Raw genomic sequence first — 26,816 nt, 5'->3', positions numbered from 1 at the left:
GGCAGCAGGTCGAATCAGTAGCGGTAAGCGTGCGGCTTGAACGGGCCTTCAACGGTCACGCCGATGTAGTCGGCCTGGGTCTTGGTCAGTTGAGTCACCACGCCGCCGAAACCGCGGACCATTTCCAGGGCCACTTCTTCGTCGAGTTTCTTCGGCAGTACTTCAACGGTCAGGCGCTCGGCTTTTTGGGCTGGCGACAGGTCGGCGTACTTCTGGCCGAACAGGAAGATCTGAGCCAGAACCTGGTTGGCGAACGAACCGTCCATGATGCGGCTTGGGTGGCCGGTTGCGTTACCCAGGTTAACCAGACGGCCTTCGGCCAGCAGGATCAGGTAGTCGTCGTTCTGGGCGTCGAACGCGCCAGGACCGGTACGGTGGATTTTGTGAACCTGTGGCTTCACTTCTTCCCATGCCCAGTTCTTGCGCATGAAAGCCGTGTCGATTTCGTTGTCGAAGTGGCCGATGTTGCAGACAACAGCGCGCTTCTTGAGGGCTTTGAGCATGTTTGCGTCGCAAACGTTGACGTTACCGGTGGTGGTCACGATCAGGTCGATCTTGCCCAGCAGCGCTTTGTCGATGCTGGCTTCAGTACCGTTGTTGATACCGTCGATGAACGGCGAAACCAGCTCGTAACCGTCCATGCAGGCTTGCATGGCGCAGATTGGGTCAACTTCGGAGACTTTAACGATCATGCCTTCCTGACGCAGGGACTGGGCCGAACCCTTGCCCACGTCACCGTAACCGATGACCAGCGCTTGCTTGCCGGACAGCAGGTGGTCGGTACCGCGCTTGATCGCATCGTTCAGGCTGTGACGGCAGCCGTACTTGTTGTCGTTCTTGCTCTTGGTTACCGAGTCGTTGACGTTGATGGCCGGGATTTTCAGCTCGCCCTTGGCCAGCATGTCCAGCAGGCGGTGAACGCCCGTGGTGGTTTCTTCGGTAACGCCGTGGACGCGGTCCAGGATCGCCGGGTATTTCTTGTGCAGCAACTCGGTCAGGTCGCCGCCGTCGTCGAGGATCATGTTGGCATCCCAAGGCGCGCCATCTTTGAGGATGGTTTGCTCCAGGCACCACTCGTACTCTTCTTCGGTTTCGCCTTTCCAGGCGTAAACCGCGATGCCGGCAGCGGCGATAGCAGCAGCGGCCTGATCCTGAGTCGAGAAAATGTTGCAGGACGACCAACGCACTTCGGCACCCAGGGCAACCAGGGTTTCGATCAGCACGGCAGTCTGAATGGTCATGTGGATGCAGCCGAGGATTTTCGCGCCTTTGAGCGGCTGCTCACCGGCGTACTTGCGGCGCAGACCCATCAGGGCTGGCATTTCGGATTCGGCGATGATGGTTTCGCGACGGCCCCAGGCAGCCAGGGACATGTCGGCAACTTTGTAATCGTTAAAATCTGCAGGCGTGATAACAGCGCTCATGATGAGCCTCCATTCGTAATGTATGCGAATGGGCGCCGTTGTNGCGTTTAGTGTCTGACCGATAACGGTCAAGCAACGCCCCATCCGAGCCTGACAGGTCGAACCTGCTGCAGCGCCCCTCGGACAGGTGGCGGGAAAACGGTATCAGGTGGCCCGCATGGCCAGTTTTTCAGCTCAACTTCGGCGCCATAAGCCCAGATCCTGCGTTGCTGTTCCTCGCCATAGCTGGCTATGACTCGTCACAGCGCCTTGGCTCTGGACTTCTGGCATCCGAATTTGAGCTGAAAAACTGGCCATGCGNGGCCACGTGAAGATGACCGTTTTGAAACGGTGGCGATTATAGCCGTGTGAGCGATACTTCCAAAGCGTTTCTGTTGGTCAATGTCTGAACGGTAATCGAGACCATAGTCGATGCTTGATAGAGCTCTAGGTCGGGCTCTGCCATGATGGCCGGCATCAATCGGCAAGACGGTCAGGAGTGAATATGAATTTCCACACCCGCAAATGGGTAAAACCCGAAGACCTCAACCCCAACGGCACGCTGTTCGGCGGCAGCCTGTTGCGCTGGCTCGACGAAGAAGCGGCAATCTACGCCATCGTCCAGCTGGGCAATCAGCGTGTGGTCACCAAGTACATTTCCGAAATCAACTTCGTCAGCGCCTCGCGCCAGGGCGACATCATTGAACTGGGCATCACCGCCACGGAATTCGGTCGCACCTCCATCACCCTGAAGTGCGAAGTGCGTAACAAGATCACCCGCAAAAGCATCCTGACGGTGGAGAAGATTGTCTTCGTCAATCTGGGTGAAGACGGCTTGCCCGCGGCACACGGCCAAACCGAGATCAAGTACGTCAAAGACCAGTTCAAGGATGATATCGCCAGCGAGTGATATCGGCGGCGCGCCCTTCGCGAGCAAGCCCGCTCCCACATTGGATCTTCAGCGAACACGGTTTCTGTGAACGACTGAGATTAAGGGTGGGTGGGCTTGCTCGCGAAGGCGGTGTAACAGTCGATGATGTTTTAACGGGTCAGTGAACAGCTCCGAACCCCGCGTGTCGTACCTACATGACACACCACAGGTTCCGGAGCTTTATGGACGCGCAAAAAGACGGCAAGACCCCGAACCTCTCGCCTGAAGAACAGCACGACGTCGACAAGAGCCAGCCACCTCGGGCGGCGGTGTTGCACGAAATCATCCGCACCCAGGGCGATCAGGAGCTCGAACGCAGTGTCGCCGCCTTGTGGTGGTCGGCGCTGGCCGCCGGCCTGACCATGGGCCTGTCGCTGATGGCCATGGGGCTGCTCAATTCCCGTCTGCCGGACGGCGAAGGCTTCAAGGTGATCGCCAGTTTCGGTTACTGCGCAGGCTTTCTCGCGGTGATCCTCGCCCGTCAGCAGTTGTTCACCGAAAACACCCTGACGGCGGTGCTGCCGATCATGACCAAGCCCACACTGAACAATTTCGGTCGATTGCTACGCCTGTGGTCGGTGGTGCTGGTGGGCAACCTCTGCGGCACGTTGCTGGTGGCGTATGTGATGCTGAATCTGCCGATTTTCGACAGCAAGACCGACCTGGCCTTCCTTGATATCGGGCGCAAGATCATGGAGAACGACGCCAGCCAGATGTTTGCCAAAGGCATTGTGTCGGGCTGGATGATCGCCACCATGGTCTGGATGATTCCGTCCATGGAGAGCGCGAAGATGTGGATCATCATCCTCATCACCTACCTAATGGCGCTGGGGGATTTCACCCACATCGTGGTCGGTTCGGCCGAGGTCTCGTATCTGGTGTTTGCCGGCGAGTTGCCGTGGAAGGATTTCTGGCTGGTGTTCGCCGGGCCGACGCTGGCGGGGAACATCATCGGCGGCAGCTTCATCTTCGCGCTGATCAGCCATGCGCAGATTCGCAGCGAGAGCGGGCCGCCGAAGAAGTCTACGGATCAAGGCCCGGAGCCCGACCCGCAGAAGACCACAAAGTAATCAGTGATGCTCGGCCTGTGCCGCTGGCGCAGGCTCACCCTTGGTCACGTGCTTGACCAGTTTGCCGATGCTCAACAGCAAGTCACGTTCCGGACAGAAAAGAGGGGATTCAGGGAGTGGCTGCTACACCGTGTCAACTTCTTCGCGAGCAAGCCCGCTCCCACACTGAATCGTCAGTGAACACCGATTTGGTGTACGACGGAGATCAAATGTGGGAGCGGGCTTGCTCGCGAATGCAATGTCATGGGCGATGCAGCTATTAGCCGGACACATTGACCGCAGCAACACCGCGACGTTGCAGATAGATGTAGAAAAGCGCCGTCAGTACCGTCAACCCGCTGACCAGTGCGCCGGTCCACGGCAAGTCCGCCAGATCCGCACCGCTGGCGACCACCAACCCGCCAATCCAAGCACCGGCTGCGTTGCCGAGGTTGAACGCGCTCTGGTTCAACGTTGAGCCCAGATTCGGCGCTTCATGGGCCTGATCGATGATCAGCAATTGCAAAATCGGGCACAGGGCAAAGGCGAAGATGCCCCACAACACCAGCGTGATCGCCGCCGGAATCACCGAGTGACTGGTCTGCGTGAATGCCGCCAGCACGACCAAAACGGCGAGTGCCATACCCACCAGCGACGGCAGCAATCGACTGTCAGCCAGGCGACCGCCGAGCATGCTGCCCGCCGTCAGTCCGACACCGAATAGCAGCAGCATGATGGTCACGCCATGCGGGCTGACGCCGGTGATGTCTTGCAGGATGGGGGCAATGTAAGTGAAGACGCTGAACAGGCTGGTCGACGCCAGCACGCTCATGCCCAGCGCCAACAACACGTTGACCTTGCCCAGCACTTTGAACTCGCTGGCGAGGTTGGCTTTGTCCATGGCGATGTCCTTCGGCAACCAGACCCACTGCGCGATCGCGGCAATCACGCCGATTACCGACACCGCCCAGAACGTCGAGCGCCAGCCGGCGTATTGCCCGAGCGCGGTGCCCAAAGGCACGCCCAGCACGTTGGCCAGGGTCAGGCCGGTGAACATCATCGCAATCGCTTGGGCGCGTTTGTTAGGTGCCACCAAACCGGCGGCAACCACCGAACCGATGCCGAAGAACGCACCATGGCAGAGCGCGGTGACCACTCGTGCGGCCATCAGCGTGGCGTAGTTCGGCGCCAATGCGCAAAGAATGTTGCCGAGGATGAACATCAGGGTCATGCCCAGCAGCGTGGCTTTGCGCGGCATGTTGGCGGTGCCGACCGCGAGGATCGGCGCACCGAACACCACGCCCAGGGCGTAGCCGGTGATCAGCAGGCCCGCGTGGGGGATGCTCACGGCGAGGTCGCGGGCGACATCGGGCAGCAAGCCCATGATGACGAATTCAGTGGTGCCGATGCCGAACGCGGCAACGGCGAGGGCAAGCAAGGCGAGTGGCATGCGCAAGGTCTCTGTCGGTAGTCTTGACGCTCTGATCAGGCATACGCATGCCGACGCCCGTTCTCGACGAGAGCGGGCGGTGGCAAAAATTATTGGAATTAGTCTGTGCGCAACTGAGTGCGGCGTGGTCGCTTGCAGTATAAACAGCTGCTGACATATGGCGAATCAATTATCCAACTGAACTCCGTAGGAGCTGTCGAGTGAAACGAGGCTGCGATCTTTTGATCTTGATTTTCCAGGATCAAAAGATCGCAGCCTCGTTTCACTCGACAGCTCCTACAGAGGGCGGGACAAAATAAGGAGTGTGCCGTGCTTGCAACAGCACTGGTGTTGGTAGCGGCGCTGTTGCACGCGGCGTGGAATACCCTGATCAAATTCAGTGCGGAACGGCTGCTGGTGGTGGCCTGCATGGACAGCGTTGCAATGCTGTTTGTCGCACTGATGCTGCCGTTCGCGGCGTTGCCACCCCTGGACATCTGGCCGTGGATTCTGGCGTCGGCGGCGTTTGAATTGCTCTATCGCTATTTGCTGATCCAGGCGTACCGGGTCGGCGACCTCGGGTTGGTCTACCCACTGATGCGTGGCTTGTCGCCGCTGGTGGTGCTGGCACTGACGCTGATTTTTGCCGGGGAAGTGCTGACGAACCAGCAGATCTTCGGGATTCTGCTGATCCCGTTCGGCATGCTGTGCCTGCTCTGGCAGGGCGGCGGCGGTGCGCGGTTGCCGTGGTCGATGCTGCCGGTGGTAGCGTTGATCGGCCTGTGCATCGGCTGCTACACCTTTATCGATGGCCAGGCGTTGCGGCGCTGGTCGCATCCGCTGGATTACCTGGTGTGGGTCACGTTGCTCAGCGCCTGGCCGTTCCCGTTACTGGCGCTGGTGCGTAAGCGACCGGCCTTCATGTTGTTCTGGCGTGAACAGTGGCGACTGGGGTTGGCGGTCGGGTTTTGCGTGTTGTTCAGCTACGCTCTGGTGCTGTGGGCCATGCAGCTGGGCTCGATTGCCGAAGCGGCGGCATTGCGCGAGATCAGCGTGATCCTGGTGGTGCTGTTCGGCATGCGTTACCTGAAAGAACCTTTCGGCAGGCCACGGCTCTTAGCCTGTGGGCTGGTGCTGATCGGTATGCTGGTGATGAAGTTTTGACTGGAACTCGACTCTTGAAACTTGAAGAAGGGATTGCGTTATGACGGTTGCTCTGTGGTGCATTTTGATCGCGATTTTCCTGCCCTATATCTGCACGGGCATCGCCAGGGTCAGTGGCGGGTTCAGGCCGAAAGACAACCATGACCCCCGTGACTTTCTCGAGTCACTGAATGGTTTTGGCCGACGTGCGTATGCGGCGCATCTGAACAGTTTTGAAGTGACTCCCGCGTTCGCGGCGGCGGTGATCGTTGCCCACTTGGCCGGCAATGCCGAACTGGTGACGATCAATGTGCTGTCGGTGTTGTTCATCACCAGTCGGCTGCTGTACATCATTTGCTACTTGGCGGACTGGGCGATTTTGCGATCGCTGATGTGGTTGGTGGGGATGGGGTTGATCGTCAGTTTCTTTGTGGTTTCTGTTTAAGAGCAAGATCAAAAGATCGCAGGCTTCGCCAGCTCCTACGCTCATCCGCGATTTTGCGGCGAGCCTGCGATCTTTTGACTTTAAAGCTTGTCGGTCACCTGAGGCACTTGAGGCAGGGCTGCACCTTTAGGCCAGAGCATCCAGATTTGCCCCTGCTGTTTCATGTCTCCCGCCAATTGCCCGGCCGCCTCGCCCGTGCCCCAGAACAGGTCTGCACGGACTTCGCCGGCAATTGCGCCGCCGGTGTCCTGAGCGGCTACCGGGCGTACCAGTGCGGTACCGTCCGGTTTAGTGGTCGACAACCACAACAGACTGCCCAGCGGAATCACTTTGCGATCCACCGCCGCGCTATAGCCTGCGGTCAGCGGAACGTTCAGCGAGCCGCGAGGCCCTTCGTTGCTGTCCGGGTTGCGGGTGAAGAACACGTAGCTAGGGTTGCTGCCCAGCAGTTCCGGAATGCGCGTCGGATTGGCCTTGGCCCAATTGCTGATGGCGCCCATGGTCACTTCTTCTTTTTTCAGCTCGCCCTGGTCCACCAGCCAGCGGCCGATCGGTCGATACGGGTGACCGTTCTGATCGGCATACGCAATGCGCAACTGGCGGCCGTCATCGAGCTGGATACGACCTGAACCCTGGATTTGCAGGAATTGCAGGTTCATCGGGTCGGTCAGCCAGGCAACGACAGGCGCCTTGACCCCTTGGGTTTCAATGGTGGCCGCATCGTCGTAAGGCTTGAGTACGCGACCTTCGAGTCGTCCGCGCAGGCGTTTGCCTTTGAGTTCCGGATAAATGCTGTCCAGAGAGACGATGATCATGTCCTCAGGCACACCGTACACCGGGATGTTCGCCACTTCGGTCTGGGTCAGGCTGCCGGGGTAGACCGGCTCGTAATAGCCGGTGATCAAGCCGTTGGGATTGTCATTGGCGGCGCGCAGGCCGTAGACGTCGAGGTTCTGCTTGAGGAAGCCACGAATGTCGCTGGCGGATTGCGGCACGTTGGCGGCAGCCGCGCAGGTCGAGCCCCACACCGGGTCGGCTTTGAGTCGGGTGCAGGCGCTGCGCCACGAACCGAAGCCGGCGACCAGGTCGTTGTCGGACACCGTCGGAAGTGCTTCCCACGTGGCGCTGGAGTAGGTGGCCAGGGCGTGGGTTTTCGGTTGGTTGTTGTCGCCACCGGTGCAGCCCGCAAGCACGGCCACCATCGGAAGTGTCCAGGCGAGGTTGTGACGCCATGCCTTGAAACGGCTGTTCATGGAGTAATTCCTTTGTCGGTTGCCTGAGTGCTCCATGCGCTCAAACAACCCGTATTGATAATAGGGCTATTGGTCTTTGCCGATGACACGAGGATACTGGCCGCCGTTTCCCGTGACCTGAAGCCACCATGACTCTTAAAAGACTTTCTGTTGTATTGCTGGCCTGCCTGACGTTGTCTGCCTGCGGTGGTGTCGATCCCAACTCGCCGCTGGGCCAGCGCAAGGCGATCTTCAAGCAAATGCTCAAGACCGGCGAAGACCTGGGCGGCATGTTGCGTGGTCGCATCCCGTTTGACGGTCCGAAATTCGCTGACGGTGCCGTGAAGCTCGATGCGTTGTCCCGTGAACCCTGGAAACATTTTCCGCAGGTGCGCGAAGAAGATCACACCAGCGCCAAGAGCGATGTCTGGCAGAAACAGGAACACTTCCAGGACATGGCCCGCACCCTTGAAGTCGCCACCGGTGAATTGGTGATTGCCAGCAAGATTCAGCCTTACAAGGCCAGTAACCTGGGGCCGGCGGTGCAGAAGGTCGAAGATGCCTGCAGTGCTTGCCATAAAGAGTTTCGGGATCATTGAGTCCTGACCTGATCCTTACTTATCCAGCTCATCGAGTGCGTCCTGCAATTCCTTGCGGGACTCGGCGAGTTTGTCTTTGCGCTTGTTGATCTTCTCGGCGTCGCCTTTCTTCATGGCCTTGTCGAGGTCAAGTTGACGCTGGCTGACTTCGTGCTTGGCGTCGAGCACCTTGTTTTCCCGTTCTTTCTTCAGGGAAGCGTCGGTGCATTGAGCAGTGACTTCACTCAGGGCCGTTTCAAGGCCTGCCTGCTGATCGGCGTTGCCGTGGGACTTGGCCAGTTCAATCTGGTTGATGATGCCCTGCTTCTTTGCGGCGCAGCCGGTCAGGCCCGGAGCTTCTTCGGCGGCCATTAGTGGAGCGGCCAGCACGCTGCAAAGGGTCAACAGGGCGAGCGGTGAAAGAAGTTTCATAAAGGCTCCATGTGAAAAAGCGATCGGGTCGATGTGGCGATGGGGAGTTTGAGCCCAGCGGCACCATTGGGTTCCCGGGTTGGCGGGCATCGCCGGCCGCTAAAAACCGTCAATCCCCGCAATACGTAATGTTTCACTCAAGGCCAGGACCTGCGGGTCGCGGAAAAATGCGCTCAATTGCGCTGCGCGTCCCGGGCCGATGCCGGCTTCTGCCTGCCATTGTTCGGTGTTTCGTTGTGCCAGTTCCTGCCATGAATCGGCAAGCCGCGCCTGGCCGGTCGGCGGTAAACCCAGGGCTTTGAGCCAGCGAGCGAAAGGGCGTTGCCGGGCACTGTTGAAACTGTTCAAAAGACGAGCGCTGCTGCGTTCGCCGAAGCCGTCAATGTTAGCAAGCTCTTGAGCATCGAGGGTCAACCAATCCAGCAGGCCTTTCAGGCGGCCTGTTTCTAAAAGTTTCTCCCAAGTGCCAGGACCGACATGCGGCAACGCCAGTCCCTGCTTGCCGCTGAGCCAGGTCAGTCGGGCGAGGAATTGGCTTTCGCACCCCGGTGTCGGCTGCCAGCAACTCAAATGATGAAAGTCCTCCGCCAGCGGTACGCTCAATTCAGTGCGTTGGGTGCTGCGCAGCATGACACCGTCTAACCTTGGAATGGTCAGGCCTGCCAGGCTGATGGACACCTGATCGCCGGGGCGGATGTCCAGTTCTTCCCAGCGTCGCAGGGAGCTGACGCTCACGCGCTTGATTTGTCGGTCATCGAGTTTCACAGGTGTCAGTTCAAGTACCGGGGTGATCCGCCCGGTTCGCCCAATCTTGAAGTTGACCTTGCGCACTTCGGCCAGCGCTTGAGCAAACGGATACTTCCAGGCAACGCTCCAGTGGGGAGGCCGGGCCTGTCGGCGCTCGGCCGGTGGACGTTGGCTCTGACGCAAAACGATGCCATCGCTGGCGAAAGGCAAGGGCGCGCGATACCAGTGATCGCGCCAGCGTTCAGCGTCGGCAAATGCCTTGATCGGCTGGCTGTACGGTGCGGTGCTCGGGAAACCCAGTTCGTCCAGGGCCGCCACGCGAGCGGGCAAAGTAGCCGGGCCCTGAGGCCAGTCCCAGACAAACAACCCTATACCACCGGCTTGATCGGCGTTCAGCTCTTTGCGTGCCATTAATCCGGCCACCGTGGCGCGGGCATTGAGGCTGCCAGCCCGGGCTTGTATGTGGTCAGTCAGGCGCCAGTAGAGTTCGCCTTGCACCAGCAGCTCCAGCGGTTGTGGCAGCGCTTGAGGAATGGCGGCGATCTGGCGCGCCGAGGTGGTCCAGTCCTGGCCGTTGACACCGTCACCGCGACTGATCGCCTGATGCAGCAAGCCATTGCGATAGATCAGCGTCACCGCTACACCGTCGACCTTGGGTTGTACCCAGATATCGTTTCGCTCGCGCAGCCAGTCCTCTACCGCGCGACCATCACGGAGTTTTTCCAGGCCAGTGTGGGCGATGGGGTGGGGGATCGTGCCGCCGGCGGTGCGCAAAGGTTCGGGCGCCAAACCCAGGTCAAAACATTTCCGCCATTCGATCAGTCTCGCACGGGATTGATCATAGATTTCGTCGGGGACCAGTGAGCGTCCGTTGCGGTGATAGTGGTCGTCCCAGAGGTCGAGTTGTTTCTGCAGTGACGTGATTTCGTCCAGGGCGCGTGCGGGTGGCCAGTCGGGGCACTCGCCAGCGTTTGAACTCAGGCAAAGAAAGGTCAGGAAAAAACAGAAAAACAGGCGCAGAAGCATTGTGAGCGTCCTTGCTCAGGGAGAATGCTTTCAAGGCTAGTCAGCTTTCGGGCGTCGGTAGCGAGGATGTTTTTCGGTGTGTTTCGAGAGACAGGAAGATCAAGAGATCGCAGCCTCGTTTCACTCGACAGCTCCTACACAAATCCCTGTAGGAGCTGTCGAGTGAAACGAGGCTGCGATCTTTCGATTTTCGCGCAATAAAAAGCCCCGCACGGCGAACCGTGCAGGGCTTTTGGTACCGCCGGGGAAGTCTTACAGGCCGGCAGCCGCGCGCAAGGAATCGGCGCGGTCGGTCTTTTCCCAGGTGAAAGTGGTGAAAGTGTCGTCACCCACAGTCTTGGTTGCCGGCGTGCGACCAAAGTGGCCGTACGCAGCGGTTTCCTGGTACATCGGGTGCAGCAGGTCGAGCATGGTGGTGATTGCGTATGGACGCAGGTCGAACACTTCGCGAACCAGTTTGACGATCTTGTCGTCGCTGATCTTGCCGGTGCCGAAGGTGTTCAACGAGATCGACGTCGGCTGAGCAACACCAATCGCGTAGGAAACCTGAATCTCGCAACGCTCAGCCAGGCCGGCCGCCACGATGTTCTTGGCCACGTAACGACCCGCGTAGGCGGCCGAACGGTCAACTTTCGATGGATCTTTACCGGAGAACGCGCCGCCGCCGTGACGGGCCATGCCGCCGTAGCTGTCAACGATGATCTTGCGACCGGTCAGGCCGCAGTCGCCTACCGGGCCACCGATGATGAACTGGCCAGTCGGGTTGATGTGGAACTGGGTGTCTTTGGACAGCAGTTCGGCAGGCAGTACGTGCTTGACGATCAGCTCCATCACGCCTTCGCGCAGGTCTTTGTAGGACACGTCAGGGTTGTGCTGAGTCGACAGTACAACGGCGTCGATACCGACAACTTTGCCGCCTTCGTAACGGCAAGTCACTTGCGACTTGGCGTCCGGGCGCAGCCAAGGCAGCAGGCCGGATTTACGGGCTTCGGCCTGACGCTGAACCAGCTGGTGCGAGAAGGTGATCGGTGCTGGCATCAGCACGTCGGTTTCGTTGCTGGCATAGCCGAACATCAGGCCCTGGTCGCCGGCGCCCTGATCTTCAGGCTTGGCACGGTCGACACCCTGGTTGATGTCAGGGGACTGCTTGCCAATGATGTTCATCACGCCGCAAGTGGCGCCGTCGAAGCCGACATCGGAGCTGTTGTAGCCGATGTCCAGAATGACGTTACGCACGATCTCTTCCAGGTCGACCCAGGCCGACGTGGTGACTTCACCTGCGATGATTGCAACGCCGGTTTTTACCAGGGTCTCGACCGCGACACGGGCGAACTTGTCTTCAGCAATGATGGCGTCCAGCACAGCATCGGAAATCTGGTCGGCGATTTTGTCCGGATGCCCTTCGGACACGGACTCGGAGGTGAAGAGGGAGTATTCGCTCATCTCGATTTTTTCCTGAATTTACCGATGGTGAGTGTCGCCAGCCGGTCGCTGAAAATGGCGGACCTGGATCTGGAAACCATTACGTAAGCCTACATAGAGGCTTTCCCCGGGAGCGAGTCCCGCAGCGGTGGCCCAACGGGCCAAATCGTCCTGTTCAAACCCCAACCAGAGATCACCGCAGGCCTCCCTGGCCCAACTCTGGTTGTGGCTACATAACTCTGTCACGAGCAGGCTACCGCCCGGTTGCAGCAAGTTGGCCATGTGCTTGAGAGCTTCGGCCGGCGCAGCGAAATGGTGCAGCACCATGTTCAGTACAACGCAGTCAGCCTTGAGGCGGACACCGTTCAATGCATCGGCCAATTGCAGGCTGACGTTAGCCAGCGTTTCACGTTCGCAAACCTGGCTCGCCAGTTCGAGCATCGCCGGGCTGTTGTCCAGCGCCGTGACCTGTGTAAAGCGGCGCGCGAGTTCCGGCAAAAATGCGCCATCTCCGGGGCCGACTTCGATGGCCGTGGCGCCTTCGCTGAAACTCAGCTTGTCGAGCAATGCCACCACGCTTTCGCGGTATTGCGGCAGGCCGGCGATCAAGTCTTGCTGGGCACGAAACTTCTCCGCGACCCGTGAGAAAAAGTCCTGGCTGGCCGCCGCTCGTTGTCCATGGACCTGACCGATCCGCGACTGCACATCGGCAGGCAGGGTCAGGTTGTCCACTTCTTCCAGTAGCGCGGCATGCAGCTTGCCGCCCAGCAGGTCGGTGTGGGGCAGGGCGCGACGGTAGAAAATCGCGTTGCCTTCACGGCGCGTCGCCACCAGATCGGCCTGGGCCAATACCTTGAGGTGATGACTCATGCCGGACTGGCCGATGCCAAAGATCTGCGCCAGCTCCAGTACGCCAAACGAATCGTTGGCCAGCGCGCGCAATACATTCAGCCGCAGAGGATCGCCGCCGGCCTTGCACAGGGCCGCCAGCTCATCGCAATCGTCATGTCGAATGGAAGGCACACGTAAATTCATAAGGCCAGCAGTCTAGTGACGGTCAGAAAACACCGCAAGAGCAATATCAAAAAGTTTTGATATTGCACGATAGATGGCACTTCTCGGGGAAAGGGTCACTCTACAAATCGTCAGCGGAAAGGTTTCATCAGGCGAATGCGACTTTATCCACCGGAAAAACGCCTTCAGATGACTATCTGTCATTGCCCCGAGGCGGGTGGGTGAGGGAAAATGCTCGCCTTTTTTCCGTTTCGTTTTATTCAGCCCCCAGGAGAACAGCGATGCCCAGCCGTCGTGAGCGTGCCAACGCCATTCGTGCCCTCAGCATGGATGCCGTGCAAAAAGCCAACAGCGGCCATCCCGGTGCCCCTATGGGTATGGCGGATATCGCCGAAGTACTTTGGCGTGACTACCTGAAGCACAACCCGAGCAATCCATCGTTCGCCGACCGTGACCGCTTCGTGCTGTCCAACGGTCACGGCTCGATGTTGATCTACTCGCTGCTGCACCTGACCGGCTATGACCTGTCGATCGAAGACCTGAAGAACTTCCGCCAACTGCACAGCCGCACCCCGGGTCACCCGGAATTGGGCTACACCCCAGGCGTTGAAACCACCACCGGTCCACTGGGCCAAGGCCTGGCCAACGCCGTTGGTTTTGCCCTGGCAGAAAAAGTCCTGGCGGCGCAGTTCAACCGTCCGGGCCACAATGTTGTCGATCACCACACCTACGTGTTCCTGGGTGATGGCTGCATGATGGAAGGCATTTCCCACGAAGTCGGCTCCCTGGCCGGTACTTTGGGCCTGGGCAAACTGATCGCCTTCTACGACGACAACGGCATTTCCATCGACGGCGAAGTCGAAGGCTGGTTCACCGACGACACGCCGAAGCGCTTCGAAGCCTACAACTGGCAGGTCATCCGCAACGTTGACGGTCACGACCCTGAAGAGATCAAGATCGCGATCGAAACTGCGCGCAAAAGCGATCAGCCAACCCTGATCTGCTGCAAGACCACCATCGGTTTCGGTTCACCGAACAAGCAAGGCAAGGAAGACTGCCACGGAGCCCCACTGGGTGACGCGGAAATCGCTCTGACCCGTGCTGCGCTGAAATGGAACCACGGTCCGTTCGAAATCCCGGCCGACATCTACGCCGAGTGGGACGCCAAGGAAACCGGTCGCGCGGCCGAAGCCGAATGGGATCAGCGTTTCGCTGCCTACTCCGCTGCTTTCCCTGAGTTGGCCAACGAGCTGATTCGTCGTCTGAGCGGCGACCTGCCGGAAGACTTCGCTGAAAAAGCCTCTGCTTATATTGCTGAAGTCGCCGCCAAGGGCGAAACCATCGCCAGCCGTAAAGCCAGCCAGAATGCACTGAATGCCTACGGCCCGCTGTTGCCTGAACTACTGGGCGGCTCCGCTGACCTGGCCGGTTCCAACCTGACCCTGTGGAAAGGTTGCAAAGGTGTTTCGGCTGAAGACGCCAGCGGCAACTACATGTACTACGGCGTTCGCGAGTTCGGCATGAGCGCGATCATGAACGGCGTGGCCTTGCATGGTGGTCTGGTGCCTTACGGCGCGACCTTCCTGATGTTCATGGAATATGCCCGCAACGCCGTGCGCATGGCCTCGCTGATGAAGCAGCGTGTCGTGTTCGTCTACACCCACGACTCCATCGGTCTGGGCGAAGACGGCCCGACTCACCAGCCGATCGAGCAACTGACCAGCTTGCGCAGCACGCCGAACCTCGACACCTGGCGCCCAGCCGATGCCGTTGAATCGGCGGTGTGCTGGAAACTGGCTCTGGAACGCAAGGACGGCCCTTCGGCGCTGATCTTCTCGCGTCAGAACCTGCAGCACCAAACCCGTAATGCGTTCCAGATCGCCGACATCGCCCGTGGCGGTTACGTGTTGAAGGATTGCGACGGCGAGCCTGAGCTGATCCTGATCTCCACCGGTTCCGAAGTCGGTCTGGCGGTTCAGGCCTACGACAAGCTGACCGAACAAGGTCGTAAGGTGCGTGTTGTTTCGATGCCTTGCACCAGCGTGTTCGATGCTCAGGACGCCGGCTACAAGCAAGCGGTTCTGCCGTTGCAGGTCAGCGCCCGTATCGCCATCGAAGCCGCCCACGCGGACTACTGGTACAAGTACGTGGGCCTGGAAGGCCGCGTGATCGGCATGACCACCTATGGCGAGTCGGCGCCTGCGCCTGCCTTGTTCGAAGAGTTCGGCTTCACCCTGGAAAACATCCTGGGTCAGGCAGAAGAGCTGCTGGAAGACTAAAACACCACGCGGCGGCCCAGGCTTCCGCGTTTCCTGTAGGAGCTGCCGAAGGCTGCGATCTTTTGATCTTGATCTTAAAAACAAGATCAAAAGATCGCAGCCTCGTTTCACTCGACAGCTCCTACAGGGGTCGTGTTGTTAACGAGATTTCGTTCTGTCTGCGTCTATCGAGAACCCCCATGCCTCAACCGCGTCCTTACAAAGTTGCACTCAACGGCTACGGCCGGATTGGTCGTTGCGTCTTGCGTGCGTTGTTTGAGCGAGGCGATAAGGCTGGGTTTGAAATTGTTGCGATCAACGATCTGGCGGACATGGCCAGCATCGAATACCTGACACGATTCGACTCCACTCACGGGCGTTTTCCCGGGGAAGTGAAGGTCGAGGGCGATTGTCTGCATATTAATGGCGACTGCGTGAAGGTCCTGCGCAGTGCCACCCCTGAAGGCATCGATTGGGCGTCGTTGGGCGTCGATCTGGTGCTGGAGTGCTCCGGCGCTTACCACACGCGTGCCGATGGCCAGCGTTTCCTCGACGCCGGTGCGCCGCGTGTGCTGTTTTCCCAGCCGATGGCCAGCGAGGCGGATGTCGACGCCACTATCGTCTACGGCGTGAACCAGGATTGCCTGACCGGTGATGAGCTGCTGGTGTCCAACGCGTCCTGCACCACCAACTGCGGCGTGCCGCTGTTGCGCCTGCTGGATCAGGCCATTGGTCTGGAATACGTGTCGATCACCACCATTCACTCGGCGATGAACGATCAGCCGGTGATCGACGCCTATCATCACGAAGACTTGCGGCGCACCCGTTCGGCGTTTCAGTCGGTGATTCCGGTGTCCACTGGTCTGGCGCGTGGCATCGAACGGCTGTTACCGGAACTTGCCGGGAGAATTCAGGCCAAAGCCGTGCGGGTGCCGACGGTTAACGTGTCTTGCCTCGACATTACGATGCAGACCGTGAGCGACACCGACGCCACCGAGGTCAACCGGATTTTGCGCGAGGCCGCCACCAGCGGCCCGCTCAAAGGCCTTCTGGCCTACACCGAGTTGCCTCACGCCAGTTGTGATTTTAATCATGACCCACATTCGGCCATCGTCGATGCCAGTCAGACTCGAGTTTCCGGCCCACGGCTGGTGAACATCCTGGCCTGGTTCGACAACGAATGGGGGTTTGCCAACCGAATGCTGGATGTTGCGGAACACTATCTGCAATCAGCTGGCTCTCCAAAACACTGCTCTCCAAAACAGTAGGAAATGCGACCCATGACCGTGTTGAAGATGACCGACCTCGATCTGCAAGGTAAGCGCGTACTGATCCGCGAAGACCTCAACGTCCCAGTCAAGGACGGTGTTGTCACCAGCGATGCGCGAATCCTGGCCTCGCTGCCGACCATCAAGCTGGCCCTGGAAAAAGGCGCGGCCGTGATGGTCTGCTCGCACCTTGGCCGTCCGACCGAAGGCGAGTTCTCGGCCGAGAACAGCCTCAAGCCAGTCGCTGATTACCTGAGCAAGGCCCTGGGCCGTGAAGTGCCGTTGGTGGCCGATTACCTGGGCGGCGTTGACGTGAAGGCCGGTGACATCGTGCTGTTCGAAAACGTGCGCTTCAACAAGGGCGAGAAAAAGAACGCTGACGAATTGGCCCAGCAATACGCCGCCCTGTGCGACGTGTTTGTGATGGACGCCTTCGGCACCGCTCACCGCGCCGAGGGTTCGACCCATGGCGTGGCCAAGTTCGCCAAAGTCGCGGCCGCTGGCCCGTTGCTGGCTGCCGAACTGGACGCACTGGGCAAAGCCCTCGGCGCCCCGGCCCAGCCAATGGCGGCGATTGTTGCCGGCTCCAAGGTCTCGACCAAACTCGACGTCCTCAACAGCCTGAGCCAGATCTGCAACCAGCTGATCGTCGGCGGCGGCATTGCCAACACCTTCCTCGCTGCTGCCGGTCACCCGGTCGGCAAGTCCCTGTACGAGCCGGACCTGTTGGACACCGCTCGCGCCATCGCCGCCAAGGTCAGCGTGCCGCTGCCGGTCGACGTCGTGGTCGCCAAGGAGTTCGCTGAAAGCGCCACCGCTACCGTCAAACTGATCGCTGATGTGGCCGCAGACGACATGATTCTGGACATCGGCCCACAGACCGCGGCGAATTTCGCCGAGCTGCTGAAGTCGTCCCAAACCATTCTGTGGAACGGCCCGGTGGGCGTGTTCGAATTCGACCAGTTCGGTAACGGCACCAAAGTCCTGGCCCAGGCCATCGCAGACAGCTCGGCATTCTCCATTGCTGGCGGCGGCGACACCCTGGCCGCTATCGATAAATATGGCGTTGCCGATCAGATCTCCTACATTTCTACCGGCGGCGGCGCGTTCCTCGAATTTGTCGAAGGCAAGGTGCTGCCGGCCGTTGAAGTCCTGGAAAGCCGGGCCAAGGCCTGAGGCCGCCCATTTGACCAGGCAAAGGAGTGTTCAGATGGTCAAAACATTAGCGCTGTTGATTATCGCGGGGTCGCTGGCAGCTTGCGGGAGTAACCCGAAAGCCCCGAAGGTACCCGAGACGCCTGAGCAGGACAAAGGCTGCTACCAGGCCGACTGGCAGGCCGAAACCAATCCGGTGATCAACAAGCGTTCCGGGCCTGATGGCCTGGACAAATATGAGACACAGACCCCGGCCAAGGAACATGGTTGCCCTTGACGGGTCTGACACTTTACTCAGGGCTGGCGGCGTGTGCCGTCAGTCGAGGAACATGGATGAAAGGTTTTATCGCCGTTGCGGCGCTGGCTCTGCTGGCAGGTTGCGCTAATTTGAACCTGTTCAAGCCTGCCGAATCGACGGACAGCTGGACCACCTGGACCTGCGACAGTCAGGCTAAAGTGCTCTGGCGCTACACCGACGACAGCCGCAAGGAAGTCGACGTTCGCCTGGGCGGTGCCGATCAGGTCTACCGCTTGAAGCATGAGCCGGGCGCCGAAGGTTCGCTGTACAGCAACGACATGCTGGCGTTTCACATAAAAGGTGAGGAAGGCCTGGTGTACTGGGTCGCCACCAATGATTTGATCGGCCGCGGTTGTAAAGCGCAGTAAGACACGAAATTGATACACCACAGATCCAATGTGGAAGCAGATCCAAATGTGGGAGCGGGCTTGCTCGCGAAGGCGTCGGGTCAGCTTGCATCAACGTTGAATGTTAAATCGCATTCGCGAGCAAGCCCGCTCCCACAATGAATCTGTGCGGGTACATCAGATTTTTGCAGCACCGAATGAGCGGAGCGGGCCAACCCCCGATCTGCAATAACTTGAATAGCCGCCGCCGCTACGGCAGGCTGGCACGATTAACGACCCTCAACCGGGAGAGACACACACAATGGCACTTATCAGCATGCGCCAGATGCTGGACCACGCAGCCGAGTTCGGCTACGGCGTTCCAGCCTTCAACGTCAACAACCTTGAGCAGATGCGCGCCATCATGGAAGCCGCTGACAAGACTGACTCCCCGGTGATCGTCCAGGCTTCGGCCGGTGCTCGCAAATACGCAGGCGCCCCGTTCCTGCGTCACCTGATCCTGGCGGCAATCGAAGAATTCCCGCACATCCCGGTGTGCATGCACCAGGACCACGGCACCAGCCCTGACGTCTGCCAGCGCTCCATCCAACTGGGCTTCAGCTCGGTGATGATGGACGGTTCCCTGGGTGAAGACGGCAAGACCCCGACCGACTACGACTACAACATCCGCGTCACCCAACAAACCGTGGCCCTGGCTCACGCCTGCGGCGTATCGGTAGAAGGCGAGCTGGGCTGCCTGGGTTCGCTGGAAACCGGCATGGCCGGTGAAGAAGACGGCATCGGCGCCGAAGGCGTTCTGGATCACAGCCAAATGCTGACCGACCCGGAAGAAGCCGCTGACTTCGTCAAGCGCACTCAAGTCGACGCCCTGGCCATCGCCATCGGCACCAGCCACGGCGCCTACAAGTTCACCAAGCCGCCTACCGGCGACGTGCTGGCCATCGACCGCATCAAAGAAATCCACAAACGCATCCCGAACACCCACCTGGTGATGCACGGCTCGTCTTCGGTTCCGCAAGACTGGCTGGCGATCATCAACCAGTACGGCGGCGACATCAAAGAAACCTACGGCGTACCGGTTGAAGAAATCGTCGAAGGCATCAAGCACGGCGTGCGCAAGGTCAACATCGACACCGACCTGCGTTTGGCGTCTNCCAACCCGAGTGAATTCGATCCGCGTAAGTTCTTCGGCGCGACTGTTACTGCCATGCGTGATGTGTGTATCGCACGTTATGAAGCGTTTGGTACTGCGGGCAATGCTTCGAAGATCAAGCCTATCTCGTTGGAAGCGATGTATCAGCGGTATTTGAAGGGTGAGTTGAACGCTAAGGTTAACTAAGCCTTTGAGTTGAACCTGTTTATGAAAACCGCCGAAAGGCGGTTTTTTTATAACTGTAGTCAGGGGGGAGAGGGCTCTTTTTTGGGTAATTGGGCTTTAAAGCTAGCTGTACCGTTGGTCGGTATAGGTATTTCTGACAGGTAGTACGAGGCAAGTTGCCTGCCTAGAGTAGGGGGTGGTCGTCGAAGCCTCGACGGTCATTACTGAGGGTAATAACTATGACTGCCTATATTGATTCAGCCTGGGGCGGCAATGCCTCAATAACGGTTCGTGGGCGAGGAACTCCTGGCTTTAGGATCTATCTGCATCAGGCGGGCACAGGCGCGATGCTGGGGACTGGTGTTGTTGGGGCGGATGGCGATTATTCGTTTATGACGCAGGAATCAACGTTGCTAATGTATGGAGGTCAGACTATTAATGTGCAAGTCCGGGAGACTGCGGACAATGTTAGTTATTCCGATTGGAGTCTTTATTCCAGTGTTTATATCAGTTGAGTCAAGCCGTTAGCTGGCGTGATTGGTTTTGGTTGTTTAGGAGCACGCATCCNCCAACCCGAGTGAATTCGATCCGCGTAAGTTCTTCGGCGCGACTGTTACTGCCATGCGTGATGTGTGTATCGCACGTTATGAAGCGTTTGGTACTGCGGGCAATGCTTCGAAGATCAAGCCGATCTCGTTGGAAGCGATGTATCAGCGTTATTTGAAAGGTGAGTTGAACGCGAAGGTCAACTAAGCCTTCAGCGTTACTACCGGTATTAAAAAACCCGCAGCGATGCGGGTTTTTTATTGCCTGAAAATTGACTACTGACTCTTGAGCGTTTCAAACCCGCGCGGCTCAATCACCCGAAACACATCGCTTACATCCTGAACCAGGATCCGGGCGATGTTAGTGACGGTGTTGATGTCGTTCTCGGCGTAGTCGGGGAGGCTGGTACAGGCCATGAGGTGCAGGTATTTGAGGGCGGCGTTGAGGCGTTCGCTGACACAATTGTGGAGTTCGCGCAGCGGGGCGTCGCTGTCGATGAGGAGGACGGGGTAGTCGGTGGCGAATTGGGACATGGGGGTGAAGCGGCGGGGCGGTTGTTGATTGCTCATGGAAAATCCTTAACTCAAGAAAGAATTCGCCACCGTTTGCTGCGAAACAAATGGGGTGGCAGCAGTGCGCGGGTTCGCAGACCGAGGAGTTAAGACCCGGCAGACCCGAGGGTCTCCCACGCACAGCCGCCATAAAAAACGAGTACGGGCAAACGCTGCCCGTGTCGTATTTTGACGGTTGTGGTTCTAACTCGGTAGGGCTGCGAAACCCTATAGCCGACTGCTGTCAGCGACGGGGCTAACTATCAGCGGCGACTTTGGCGGCTGCAACCGGGGTGTAGGACCGTGCGCGGTCATTGTAGCGAGGGGGCTTGGTCCCGCTCGGCGGCGCAGCCGTCGTCAATCGGGCTGTGTGGTGTGTCAGCAGGAATGAGATGGCAGGTTTTGGGGCCAACTTTGCAGCCCGGTGGGAGCAACTCCCTCGCCACAATGGGCGGGTTCCTACGTGCTTTTCGGAGCTAAAGATCAAAAGATCGCAGCCTTCGGCAGCTCCAGTGGCGACTCGATCTCATGTAGGAGCTGCCGAAGGCTGCGATCTTTTGTGCGGTGGACGCGATCTCTATTTATCGTGATCAATATCCAGCTTGCTGAACGTCACTTGCCCGCCTTCGCTGGTGTACCCGGTGTTGTCCTGCACATAAACCCCGGCCTTGAAGTACAGCGGCTTGACGCTCCAGGTCTTGCTGATTTCGGTGTCCCACTGGTAGCCCGCCGCACTGATGCCCAGCGCGCCGCGCGGGCTCAGGTGGATGAGGTAGGAAAACTCCCGATCCAGTTTCACCCCGGTAGCAATGGTGATTATCCGTGCGCTATCGTCATCAGGGTGCATACGAACCTTGGCGACGATGTTGCCTGACTGCGTAGTGGTGCTGTACTGATACTCGAGCTTCACCATGGGCTTCTGGCTTTCATAGGCGTGGATCTGGCCAATAACGATCTTCCCCGAACTCGGTACCTGATTCACCGCCATGGTGGCGCGCAGGGTATTGTCGGCGTCCGGGTAGAGCCAGTTTTTCAGGGTGCCATTGCTGTAGGTTTCGCGAAGTTCAGTGCGGGGGTACTTTGCGTTTTCAGTTTTGGAACCGGTGACCGGGGCCCAGAAAAACAAGGTGCCGGTGTCGGAGTGGAAGTATTGGTCCTTGAAGCCATCCACCAGTTTTGACGTTTCAACGGTGTACGGCGGATTGCCGACGGGAACGCTGAGGTTCCAGGTTGCGAGATCAATCATAGACAAAAGCTTCCACGTTTTTTTACTGCACGCACGTTCCAGAAGCTCTGGCACGCGCCTTGGGGGCAATCCTTATAATCGCAGAAGTTCAATTTGTTAATGCGTAAATGACAAACGGGTGACGTCAAAATCCTGTTAAAAGGCCATCTTTCCCGGTTTCAGAGGCCTGTGGCGCCGACCGTTAGTCGGCAAATGGACTCTTTGGTTAAATGATGGCGTACTGATAGCTTCTGCTTTTGCAGAACCCGGTCTAGAGTGAAGGCTTAGTATTTGTCCGGTTTTCACGAGAAACCGGCCTGACGTCCCGCATAAGAGAAGCAGCATGGAATGCTCGCAACCCACGCCAGCTGAAGGCAGTTCAATTCTTTTAATCGTCGATGATTACCCTGAAAACCTGATCAGCATGCGCGCGTTGTTGCAGCGCCAGGACTGGCAGGTCATGACCGCCGCCTCGGGCTTCGAGGCGCTCAGTCTGTTACTCGAACACGATGTCGACCTGGTGCTGCTGGATGTGCAGATGCCGGGCATGGACGGTTTTGAAGTGGCACGCCTGATGCGCGGCAGCCAACGAACCTGCCTCACGCCGATCATTTTTCTTACCGCCAACGAACAGTCCCAGGACGCCATGATCAAGGGCTATGCCTGCGGTGCGGTGGATTACCTGTTCAAACCGTTCGACCCTCAAATTCTCAAGCCCAAAGTCCAGGCGCTGCTCGAGCATCAGCGCAATCGCCGTGCGTTGCAGCGCCTGAGCCACGATCTGGAGGTCGCACGCGCGTTTAATGCCTCGGTGCTCGACAATGCCGCCGAAGGCATCCTGGTGGTCGGTGAGGACGGTCTGATCCGCTTTGCCAATCCGGCGATGTCGCGGCTGCTCAATGCCACGGTGCAAGACCTGCACGGCAAAGAGTTCCTGGATTTCCTGCAAAATCCGCACATCCCGATCTGGGCCGACTCCGAGTTGTTCGCCGGTTACAAACGCGGCGAAACCTTGCGCCTGCACGATGCATTGCTGCGTACGGCGCCCGGCCAGCAGGTGCCCGTGGCGCTGTCCTGCGCACCGTTGCCCAGCGAACAACATGCGATGGTGGTGACGGTGCTGGACATGTCGGTGGTGCGCCATCTGCATCAGCAACTGGAGTTCCAGGCCGTCACTGATCCATTGACCGGGCTGCTCAATCGTCGCGGCTTTTACCAGACGGCGGAAAACCTGCTGTTGCGTGGCGACCGCTCAGACAGCGCCTGGGTGCTGCTGTATCTGGACCTCGACGGCTTCAAACGGGTCAACGATTCCCTTGGTCACGATGCCGGCGACCGGGTGCTGCGGTGGGTGTCCGAGCAGTTGAAGGCCTGTCTGCGGCCCTTCGACATTCTGGCGCGCATGGGCGGTGATGAGTTCACCGCTTTGCTGGATCTGGAATTCCCTGAGCAAGCGGCAAAGATTGCCGAGAAGCTGATTGAGCGGGTGTCGATCTGTCAGCAGATCGATGGTCTGGATATCGCGTTGGGCGCCAGCATCGGCATTGCGACGTACCCGGATTGCGGTTCCAATCTTGACGGTTTGTTGCGCGCATCTGACATCGCCATGTACGAAGCCAAGCGCGCCGGCCGTCAGCAATATCGTTTCTACGATCACGAAATGAACGGCCGGGCACGCTCGCGGCTGATGCTCGAAGAAAGTGTGCGCGCGGCAATCGAGAACCGTGAATTCAATTTGGTATATCAACCTCAGGTGGCCATTGCCAGTGGGCAGATTCGCGGGTTCGAAGCGCTGATTCGCTGGCAGCACCCGAGCGTCGGCGATGTACCGCCGGGGCTGTTTTTGCCATTGCTGGAAGAGGCGCGGTTGATCAGTCGCCTGGGCAGCTGGATCTATCAACAAGGGGCGAGCCAGCGAAAGGCCTGGGAAACCTTGTTTGCCAACGACCTGGTGCTGGGCGTCAGTTTGAGCAGTACGCAGTTCGGCATGCCCAATCTGGTCACTGAGCTGCGCCAGGTATTGGAGCGCCATGGTTTGCAGGCGCGCCATCTGGAAGTCGAGGTCACTGAAGAGGCTTTGATGCAAAACCCCGAGGAAACCCGCAAACAGCTGCGCCTGCTGCGTAACCTGGGTGTGCGAGTGGCCCTGGATGACTTCGGTTCCGGGCCGTGTTCGCTGTCTCATCTGCGCGATCTGGAATTGGACACGCTCAAGTTCGACCGGCATTTGATTGGCCGGCTTCTGGAGTCCTCACGCGATGCGGCGCTGGTGCGCAATGTGATCGAGTTGTGCAAGGAGTACGGGATGCTGGTGATTGCCGAAGGGGTTGAAACTGTTGCGCAATATCAGTGGCTGCAAGCCAATGGTTGCGAGTACGTGCAAGGGTTTCTGGTCGCACGGCCGATGATGGCCGAGGACGTCGGCGACTTTGTGCGGTCGTTCGACTGGAACACGCTGACCGCCTGAATTCGCTACACTGGCGACCTTTTCGTGAATCGTGTTGCCGCCCCAATGACCGCGTTGAAATACCTCCAGGCCTATCCTGCAGCACTGCAGGACCAAGTGCGCCAGCTGATCGCCGACGGTCGGCTGGGCGACTACCTGAGCCAGCGTTACCCGGAAAAACACCGGGTACAGAGCGACAAGGCGTTGTACACCTATACGCTGGACCTCAAGCAGGAATACCTGCGCAACGCCCCGGCCATCGATAAGGTGTTGTTCGACAACCGTCTGGACCTGACCCACCGCGCCCTCGGATTGCACACCGCGATATCCCGGGTGCAGGGCGGCAAGCTCAAGGCCAAGAAAGAAATTCGTGTAGCTTCATTGTTCAAGGAAGCACCTGCCGAGTTTCTGAAAATGATCGTGGTGCATGAACTGGCGCACTTCAAAGAGTCTGATCACAACAAGGCGTTCTACAAGCTTTGCGAACACATGTTGCCGGGGTATCACCAGGTGGAGTTCGATGTGCGGGTGTACCTGACGTGGCGGGATATGCAATAGAGATCAAAATATCGCAACCGGGAGTGTTTAGATGGATGTAAGCAAGACCAAGAGCAGCTTCTATCGTCGGTTGTACGTGGCGTACCTGATTGATAGCGGGTTGGCCAGTAGCGTCCCGGCGCTGACCGAAGTGACCGGCATGCCCCGGCGCACGGCTCAGGACACCATCGCGGCATTGGCGGATCTGGACATTGTTTGCGAGTTCGAGCAGGAAGACGGTGCGCGCAATCATGCCGGGCGTTATCGGATTCGCGAGTGGGGGGCGATAGATCGGGGGTGGATCGAGCGCAATCTTCGGCAGATTAAAGCGGTGCTTGAGTACCCCTGAACTTCTGCGGTGAACCGGCTGACGCCTTCGCGAGCCAGCCCGCTCCCACATTAGATCTCCAGTGGATATGGACTTTGTGCACGACGCAGATCAATTGTGGGAGCGGGCTTGCTCGCGAAGAGACCCTCAGGAACGACGCATCCCGATATGAGGAATGCCATCCTCCACGAACTCCTCGCCCGCCACCACAAATCCATATTTAGCGTAATACCCCTGCAAATGCGCCTGGGCCGAGAGATAGATCGGTACTTCAGGCCAGCGCTTTTCAGCCTGCTTCAACGCCTGTGCCATCAGCTCATGCCCAAGCCCTGTACCGCGCGCTTGAGGGGCAATGATTACCCGCCCGATGACCACGTCGCCACCCTGTAATTCCGGGTCGAGCAACCGCAGGTACGCCACCAGCCGATCCCCGTCCCAAGCCATTAAATGGCAGGTGTCACCTTCCAGATCCTGGCCGTCGACGTCCTGATAGACGCATTTCTGCTCAACGACAAACACCTCTGCACGTAGCTGCAGAATGGCGTACAGCTGCTCTTTGCCCAGATCGTTGTGGTGTTTGCAGACCCAATCGATTGTCATCTTCACACTCCTTGAACATCGTCGCTGCGATACTAAGCGCCCAGGCGAAAGATGTCTTTATGGCAGAGAAATCTGTGACAAAGGCCAAAATGCCATCATTCATTTCGCGCGGCCTTGTCTTGTTTGTGTAATCTGAGATGAAGCGCTGTGCAGTGGCTTCGATGAGTTAATGTTAGTACTTGGGTTTGGCAGTACGGGGGCCTTGGAGTTTTGGCTGAAAACACGTCGGGCGTCCAGCCCGCTAAGGATTTTCTAGCATGCCGCGATTGCATCGAGCCTTTGCTTTGATTGGATTGCTGTTGCTGACTCAAGGCGCGGCAGCGGAAAAGCTGCGATTGGTCGCCGATGCCTGGCCACCCTTTACCGATGCCACGCTGGCCAACGGTGGGTTGGCCACGGACATCGTCAGCACAGCGCTGGCCCGGGCCGGTTATGCCAGTGAGTTTGAACAAGTGCCTTGGGCGCGGGCCTTGCTGGGGGTTGGCGAGGGTCGATACGACGTGTTGGTCAACGCCTGGTACACCGACGATCGTACGAAACTTGGCCAGTTTTCCGGCGAATACCTGCTCAACCGTGTGCGCTTTCTCAAGCGCAAAGACACACCGATCGAATACAACAACCTGCAACAACTGCACACCTTCCCGATAGCGGTGGTGCGCGGTTATGCCTATTCGTCGGCGTTCGATGACGACGTGTCGCTGCTGAAAGTCCCGGTGCACAGCTTCTCCATGGCGGTGCGCATGGTCGCCGCCGACCGGGTCAAATTGACGCTGGAAGACGAATACGTCGCGCGTTACTACCTGGCCCGGGAATCTTCCAAGGTGCGCAATGCCGTGGAGTTTTTGCCCCAGCCATTGAGCGAGAACAGCCTGCACATCCTGGTCAGCCTGAAGAACCCCCGGCATGAACAGATCGTCGCCGGTTTCGACCGCGAGATCGCGGCGATGAAAGTGGATGGCAGTTATCAGCGGTTGATGGAACAGCATGGGATGTAAGGTGTGGCTGATGACCTCATCGCGAGCAAGCTCGCTCCCACAGGATTTAGGTAATCCCTGTGGGAGCTTGCTCGCGATGATGCCCGCTCAGCC

The 26,816-nt window shown here is 58.6% G+C and carries 26 protein-coding genes, 1 pseudogene and 1 riboswitch; of the genes and pseudogenes, 17 read left to right on the top strand and 10 right to left on the bottom strand.

All coding sequences use genetic code 11. The features are described 5' to 3' along the window. Window positions 1–14: 14 nt before the first annotated feature. Window positions 15–1,424, bottom strand: a complete 1,410-nt coding sequence (ahcY, locus tag E3W21_RS14715; RefSeq protein ID WP_077747242.1) for an adenosylhomocysteinase — start codon at window positions 1,422–1,424, stop codon at window positions 15–17. A gap of 23 nt (window positions 1,425–1,447) precedes the next feature. After that, window positions 1,448–1,551: riboswitch (S-adenosyl-L-homocysteine riboswitch) on the bottom strand. Window positions 1,552–1,908: 357 nt separating this feature from the next. On the opposite strand from ahcY, the gene E3W21_RS14710 reads away from it, so the two are divergent. Further along, the gene (locus E3W21_RS14710; protein ID WP_134420628.1) at window positions 1,909–2,313 is read left to right on the top strand and encodes an acyl-CoA thioesterase; all 405 of its coding nucleotides are present in this window, start codon (window positions 1,909–1,911) and stop codon (window positions 2,311–2,313) included. Window positions 2,314–2,516: 203 nt separating this feature from the next. Continuing rightward, the gene (locus tag E3W21_RS14705; protein WP_129440413.1) at window positions 2,517–3,404 is read left to right on the top strand and encodes a formate/nitrite transporter family protein; all 888 of its coding nucleotides are present in this window, start codon (window positions 2,517–2,519) and stop codon (window positions 3,402–3,404) included. Window positions 3,405–3,663: 259 nt separating this feature from the next. Here E3W21_RS14705 and E3W21_RS14700 read toward each other — a convergent pair whose 3' ends face one another. Further along, window positions 3,664–4,833, bottom strand: a complete 1,170-nt coding sequence (locus tag E3W21_RS14700; protein WP_008152004.1) for an MFS transporter — start codon at window positions 4,831–4,833, stop codon at window positions 3,664–3,666. A 309-nt stretch (window positions 4,834–5,142) separates the two neighbouring features. Between E3W21_RS14700 and E3W21_RS14695 the strand changes: the two genes are divergently transcribed. Both E3W21_RS14695 and E3W21_RS14690 read left to right on the top strand, forming a co-directional pair. Beyond that, window positions 5,143–5,976, top strand: coding sequence for an EamA family transporter (locus E3W21_RS14695; protein WP_134420626.1), 834 nt, complete (start codon window positions 5,143–5,145; stop codon window positions 5,974–5,976). A gap of 40 nt (window positions 5,977–6,016) precedes the next feature. Continuing rightward, window positions 6,017–6,400: an MAPEG family protein gene (locus tag E3W21_RS14690; RefSeq protein ID WP_129440417.1), complete on the top strand. Its 384-nt coding sequence runs from the start codon at window positions 6,017–6,019 to the stop codon at window positions 6,398–6,400. 80 nt (window positions 6,401–6,480) lie between these two features. Here E3W21_RS14690 and E3W21_RS14685 read toward each other — a convergent pair whose 3' ends face one another. Further along, the gene (locus E3W21_RS14685) at window positions 6,481–7,653 is read right to left on the bottom strand and encodes a murein transglycosylase A (protein WP_129440418.1); all 1,173 of its coding nucleotides are present in this window, start codon (window positions 7,651–7,653) and stop codon (window positions 6,481–6,483) included. A gap of 128 nt (window positions 7,654–7,781) precedes the next feature. On the opposite strand from E3W21_RS14685, the gene E3W21_RS14680 reads away from it, so the two are divergent. Beyond that, the gene (locus tag E3W21_RS14680) at window positions 7,782–8,231 is read left to right on the top strand and encodes a cytochrome c (RefSeq protein ID WP_134420624.1); all 450 of its coding nucleotides are present in this window, start codon (window positions 7,782–7,784) and stop codon (window positions 8,229–8,231) included. 15 nt (window positions 8,232–8,246) lie between these two features. On the opposite strand, the gene E3W21_RS14675 is transcribed toward E3W21_RS14680, so the two are convergent. The 4 genes from E3W21_RS14675 to E3W21_RS14660 form a co-directional block, all read right to left on the bottom strand. After that, entirely contained in the window at window positions 8,247–8,642 is a 396-nt protein-coding gene (locus tag E3W21_RS14675) for a DUF1090 domain-containing protein (RefSeq protein WP_134420622.1), read from the bottom strand. 99 nt (window positions 8,643–8,741) lie between these two features. Beyond that, on the bottom strand, window positions 8,742–10,415 hold the full coding sequence (gene ligB, locus E3W21_RS14670) for an NAD-dependent DNA ligase LigB (protein ID WP_134420620.1): 1,674 nt from the start codon (window positions 10,413–10,415) through the stop codon (window positions 8,742–8,744). 252 nt (window positions 10,416–10,667) lie between these two features. Beyond that, entirely contained in the window at window positions 10,668–11,858 is a 1,191-nt protein-coding gene (metK, locus tag E3W21_RS14665; RefSeq protein WP_033060397.1) for a methionine adenosyltransferase, read from the bottom strand. Between the two features lie 18 nt (window positions 11,859–11,876). Next, on the bottom strand, window positions 11,877–12,872 hold the full coding sequence (locus E3W21_RS14660) for a metalloregulator ArsR/SmtB family transcription factor (protein WP_134420618.1): 996 nt from the start codon (window positions 12,870–12,872) through the stop codon (window positions 11,877–11,879). 260 nt (window positions 12,873–13,132) lie between these two features. On the opposite strand from E3W21_RS14660, the gene tkt reads away from it, so the two are divergent. From tkt to E3W21_RS14620, 8 genes and pseudogenes are all read left to right on the top strand, one after another. Then, on the top strand, window positions 13,133–15,130 hold the full coding sequence (gene tkt, locus E3W21_RS14655; protein WP_134420616.1) for a transketolase: 1,998 nt from the start codon (window positions 13,133–13,135) through the stop codon (window positions 15,128–15,130). 179 nt (window positions 15,131–15,309) lie between these two features. Then, complete coding sequence (epd, locus tag E3W21_RS14650) at window positions 15,310–16,377, top strand: erythrose-4-phosphate dehydrogenase (RefSeq protein ID WP_134420614.1); 1,068 nt, start codon at window positions 15,310–15,312, stop codon at window positions 16,375–16,377. Between the two features lie 12 nt (window positions 16,378–16,389). Beyond that, entirely contained in the window at window positions 16,390–17,553 is a 1,164-nt protein-coding gene (locus E3W21_RS14645; RefSeq protein ID WP_129440433.1) for a phosphoglycerate kinase, read from the top strand. 34 nt (window positions 17,554–17,587) lie between these two features. After that, window positions 17,588–17,809 (top strand): hypothetical protein, encoded by a 222-nt coding sequence (locus E3W21_RS14640; RefSeq protein WP_046045274.1) that lies wholly within the window; start codon window positions 17,588–17,590, stop codon window positions 17,807–17,809. Window positions 17,810–17,865: 56 nt separating this feature from the next. After that, a complete protein-coding gene (locus E3W21_RS14635; RefSeq protein WP_134420612.1) occupies window positions 17,866–18,198 on the top strand; it encodes an MliC family protein in 333 nt (110 codons plus the stop codon). Window positions 18,199–18,478: 280 nt separating this feature from the next. Further along, window positions 18,479–19,516 (top strand): class II fructose-bisphosphate aldolase, encoded by a 1,038-nt coding sequence (gene fba, locus E3W21_RS14630; protein ID WP_134420610.1) that lies wholly within the window; start codon window positions 18,479–18,481, stop codon window positions 19,514–19,516. Window positions 19,517–19,734: 218 nt separating this feature from the next. Beyond that, on the top strand, window positions 19,735–20,010 hold the full coding sequence (locus E3W21_RS14625) for a hypothetical protein (protein ID WP_134420608.1): 276 nt from the start codon (window positions 19,735–19,737) through the stop codon (window positions 20,008–20,010). 55 nt (window positions 20,011–20,065) lie between these two features. Next, window positions 20,066–20,248: pseudogene (locus E3W21_RS14620) on the top strand (fructose-1,6-bisphosphate aldolase); the annotation flags it as partial. 68 nt (window positions 20,249–20,316) lie between these two features. On the opposite strand, the gene E3W21_RS14615 reads toward E3W21_RS14620, so the two are convergent. Both E3W21_RS14615 and E3W21_RS14610 read right to left on the bottom strand, forming a co-directional pair. Further along, window positions 20,317–20,610 carry a fructose-bisphosphate aldolase gene (locus E3W21_RS14615; RefSeq protein WP_134420606.1) on the bottom strand — a complete coding sequence of 98 codons (294 nt, stop codon included), beginning with the start codon at window positions 20,608–20,610 and terminating at the stop codon, window positions 20,317–20,319. A gap of 559 nt (window positions 20,611–21,169) precedes the next feature. Next, window positions 21,170–21,838: a polysaccharide lyase family 7 protein gene (locus E3W21_RS14610; RefSeq protein ID WP_134420604.1), complete on the bottom strand. Its 669-nt coding sequence runs from the start codon at window positions 21,836–21,838 to the stop codon at window positions 21,170–21,172. A 322-nt stretch (window positions 21,839–22,160) separates the two neighbouring features. Here E3W21_RS14610 and E3W21_RS14605 point away from each other — a divergent pair, with 322 nt between their 5' ends. Genes E3W21_RS14605 through E3W21_RS14595 form a run of 3 tightly spaced genes read left to right on the top strand, consistent with a single transcriptional unit; the run spans window position 22,161 to window position 25,149 of the window. Beyond that, window positions 22,161–24,284: a bifunctional diguanylate cyclase/phosphodiesterase gene (locus E3W21_RS14605; RefSeq protein WP_134420602.1), complete on the top strand. Its 2,124-nt coding sequence runs from the start codon at window positions 22,161–22,163 to the stop codon at window positions 24,282–24,284. 45 nt (window positions 24,285–24,329) lie between these two features. Next, window positions 24,330–24,821, top strand: coding sequence for a M48 family metallopeptidase (locus E3W21_RS14600; RefSeq protein WP_033060381.1), 492 nt, complete (start codon window positions 24,330–24,332; stop codon window positions 24,819–24,821). Window positions 24,822–24,852: 31 nt separating this feature from the next. Then, a complete protein-coding gene (locus E3W21_RS14595; protein ID WP_123369167.1) occupies window positions 24,853–25,149 on the top strand; it encodes a helix-turn-helix domain-containing protein in 297 nt (98 codons plus the stop codon). Between the two features lie 126 nt (window positions 25,150–25,275). Here E3W21_RS14595 and E3W21_RS14590 read toward each other — a convergent pair whose 3' ends face one another. Continuing rightward, window positions 25,276–25,728 (bottom strand): GNAT family N-acetyltransferase, encoded by a 453-nt coding sequence (locus E3W21_RS14590; protein WP_134420600.1) that lies wholly within the window; start codon window positions 25,726–25,728, stop codon window positions 25,276–25,278. A gap of 257 nt (window positions 25,729–25,985) precedes the next feature. On the opposite strand from E3W21_RS14590, the gene E3W21_RS14585 reads away from it, so the two are divergent. Continuing rightward, on the top strand, window positions 25,986–26,723 hold the full coding sequence (locus E3W21_RS14585; protein WP_134420598.1) for an ABC transporter substrate-binding protein: 738 nt from the start codon (window positions 25,986–25,988) through the stop codon (window positions 26,721–26,723). Window positions 26,724–26,816 lie beyond the last annotated feature (93 nt).

This window comes from Pseudomonas sp. F01002, assembly GCF_004402115.1.
GTDB lineage: Bacteria > Pseudomonadota > Gammaproteobacteria > Pseudomonadales > Pseudomonadaceae > Aquipseudomonas > Aquipseudomonas frigoris.
This window is presented reverse-complemented; position numbering and strand designations above follow the sequence as displayed.

Bases quoted from the DNA above. Each gene is read 5' to 3' on its own strand.
- E3W21_RS14635 (WP_134420612.1), top strand. From the start codon at position 17,866: ATGAAAGGTTTTATCGCCGTTGCGGCGCTGGCTCTGCTGGCAGGTTGC.
- E3W21_RS14590 (WP_134420600.1), bottom strand. From the start codon at position 25,728: ATGACAATCGATTGGGTCTGCAAACACCACAACGATCTGGGCAAAGAG.
- E3W21_RS14700 (WP_008152004.1), bottom strand. From the start codon at position 4,833: ATGCCACTCGCCTTGCTTGCCCTCGCCGTTGCCGCGTTCGGCATCGGC.
- tkt (WP_134420616.1), top strand. From the start codon at position 13,133: ATGCCCAGCCGTCGTGAGCGTGCCAACGCCATTCGTGCCCTCAGCATG.
- E3W21_RS14595 (WP_123369167.1), top strand. From the start codon at position 24,853: ATGGATGTAAGCAAGACCAAGAGCAGCTTCTATCGTCGGTTGTACGTG.
- E3W21_RS14625 (WP_134420608.1), top strand. From the start codon at position 19,735: ATGACTGCCTATATTGATTCAGCCTGGGGCGGCAATGCCTCAATAACG.
- E3W21_RS14615 (WP_134420606.1), bottom strand. From the start codon at position 20,610: ATGAGCAATCAACAACCGCCCCGCCGCTTCACCCCCATGTCCCAATTC.
- E3W21_RS14605 (WP_134420602.1), top strand. From the start codon at position 22,161: ATGGAATGCTCGCAACCCACGCCAGCTGAAGGCAGTTCAATTCTTTTA.
- E3W21_RS14600 (WP_033060381.1), top strand. From the start codon at position 24,330: ATGACCGCGTTGAAATACCTCCAGGCCTATCCTGCAGCACTGCAGGAC.
- E3W21_RS14640 (WP_046045274.1), top strand. From the start codon at position 17,588: ATGGTCAAAACATTAGCGCTGTTGATTATCGCGGGGTCGCTGGCAGCT.
- E3W21_RS14690 (WP_129440417.1), top strand. From the start codon at position 6,017: ATGACGGTTGCTCTGTGGTGCATTTTGATCGCGATTTTCCTGCCCTAT.
- ahcY (WP_077747242.1), bottom strand. From the start codon at position 1,424: ATGAGCGCTGTTATCACGCCTGCAGATTTTAACGATTACAAAGTTGCC.
- E3W21_RS14685 (WP_129440418.1), bottom strand. From the start codon at position 7,653: ATGAACAGCCGTTTCAAGGCATGGCGTCACAACCTCGCCTGGACACTT.
- E3W21_RS14710 (WP_134420628.1), top strand. From the start codon at position 1,909: ATGAATTTCCACACCCGCAAATGGGTAAAACCCGAAGACCTCAACCCC.
- epd (WP_134420614.1), top strand. From the start codon at position 15,310: ATGCCTCAACCGCGTCCTTACAAAGTTGCACTCAACGGCTACGGCCGG.
- E3W21_RS14705 (WP_129440413.1), top strand. From the start codon at position 2,517: ATGGACGCGCAAAAAGACGGCAAGACCCCGAACCTCTCGCCTGAAGAA.
- E3W21_RS14675 (WP_134420622.1), bottom strand. From the start codon at position 8,642: ATGAAACTTCTTTCACCGCTCGCCCTGTTGACCCTTTGCAGCGTGCTG.
- metK (WP_033060397.1), bottom strand. From the start codon at position 11,858: ATGAGCGAATACTCCCTCTTCACCTCCGAGTCCGTGTCCGAAGGGCAT.
- E3W21_RS14585 (WP_134420598.1), top strand. From the start codon at position 25,986: ATGCCGCGATTGCATCGAGCCTTTGCTTTGATTGGATTGCTGTTGCTG.
- E3W21_RS14610 (WP_134420604.1), bottom strand. From the start codon at position 21,838: ATGATTGATCTCGCAACCTGGAACCTCAGCGTTCCCGTCGGCAATCCG.
- E3W21_RS14680 (WP_134420624.1), top strand. From the start codon at position 7,782: ATGACTCTTAAAAGACTTTCTGTTGTATTGCTGGCCTGCCTGACGTTG.
- E3W21_RS14645 (WP_129440433.1), top strand. From the start codon at position 16,390: ATGACCGTGTTGAAGATGACCGACCTCGATCTGCAAGGTAAGCGCGTA.
- E3W21_RS14660 (WP_134420618.1), bottom strand. From the start codon at position 12,872: ATGAATTTACGTGTGCCTTCCATTCGACATGACGATTGCGATGAGCTG.
- ligB (WP_134420620.1), bottom strand. From the start codon at position 10,415: ATGCTTCTGCGCCTGTTTTTCTGTTTTTTCCTGACCTTTCTTTGCCTG.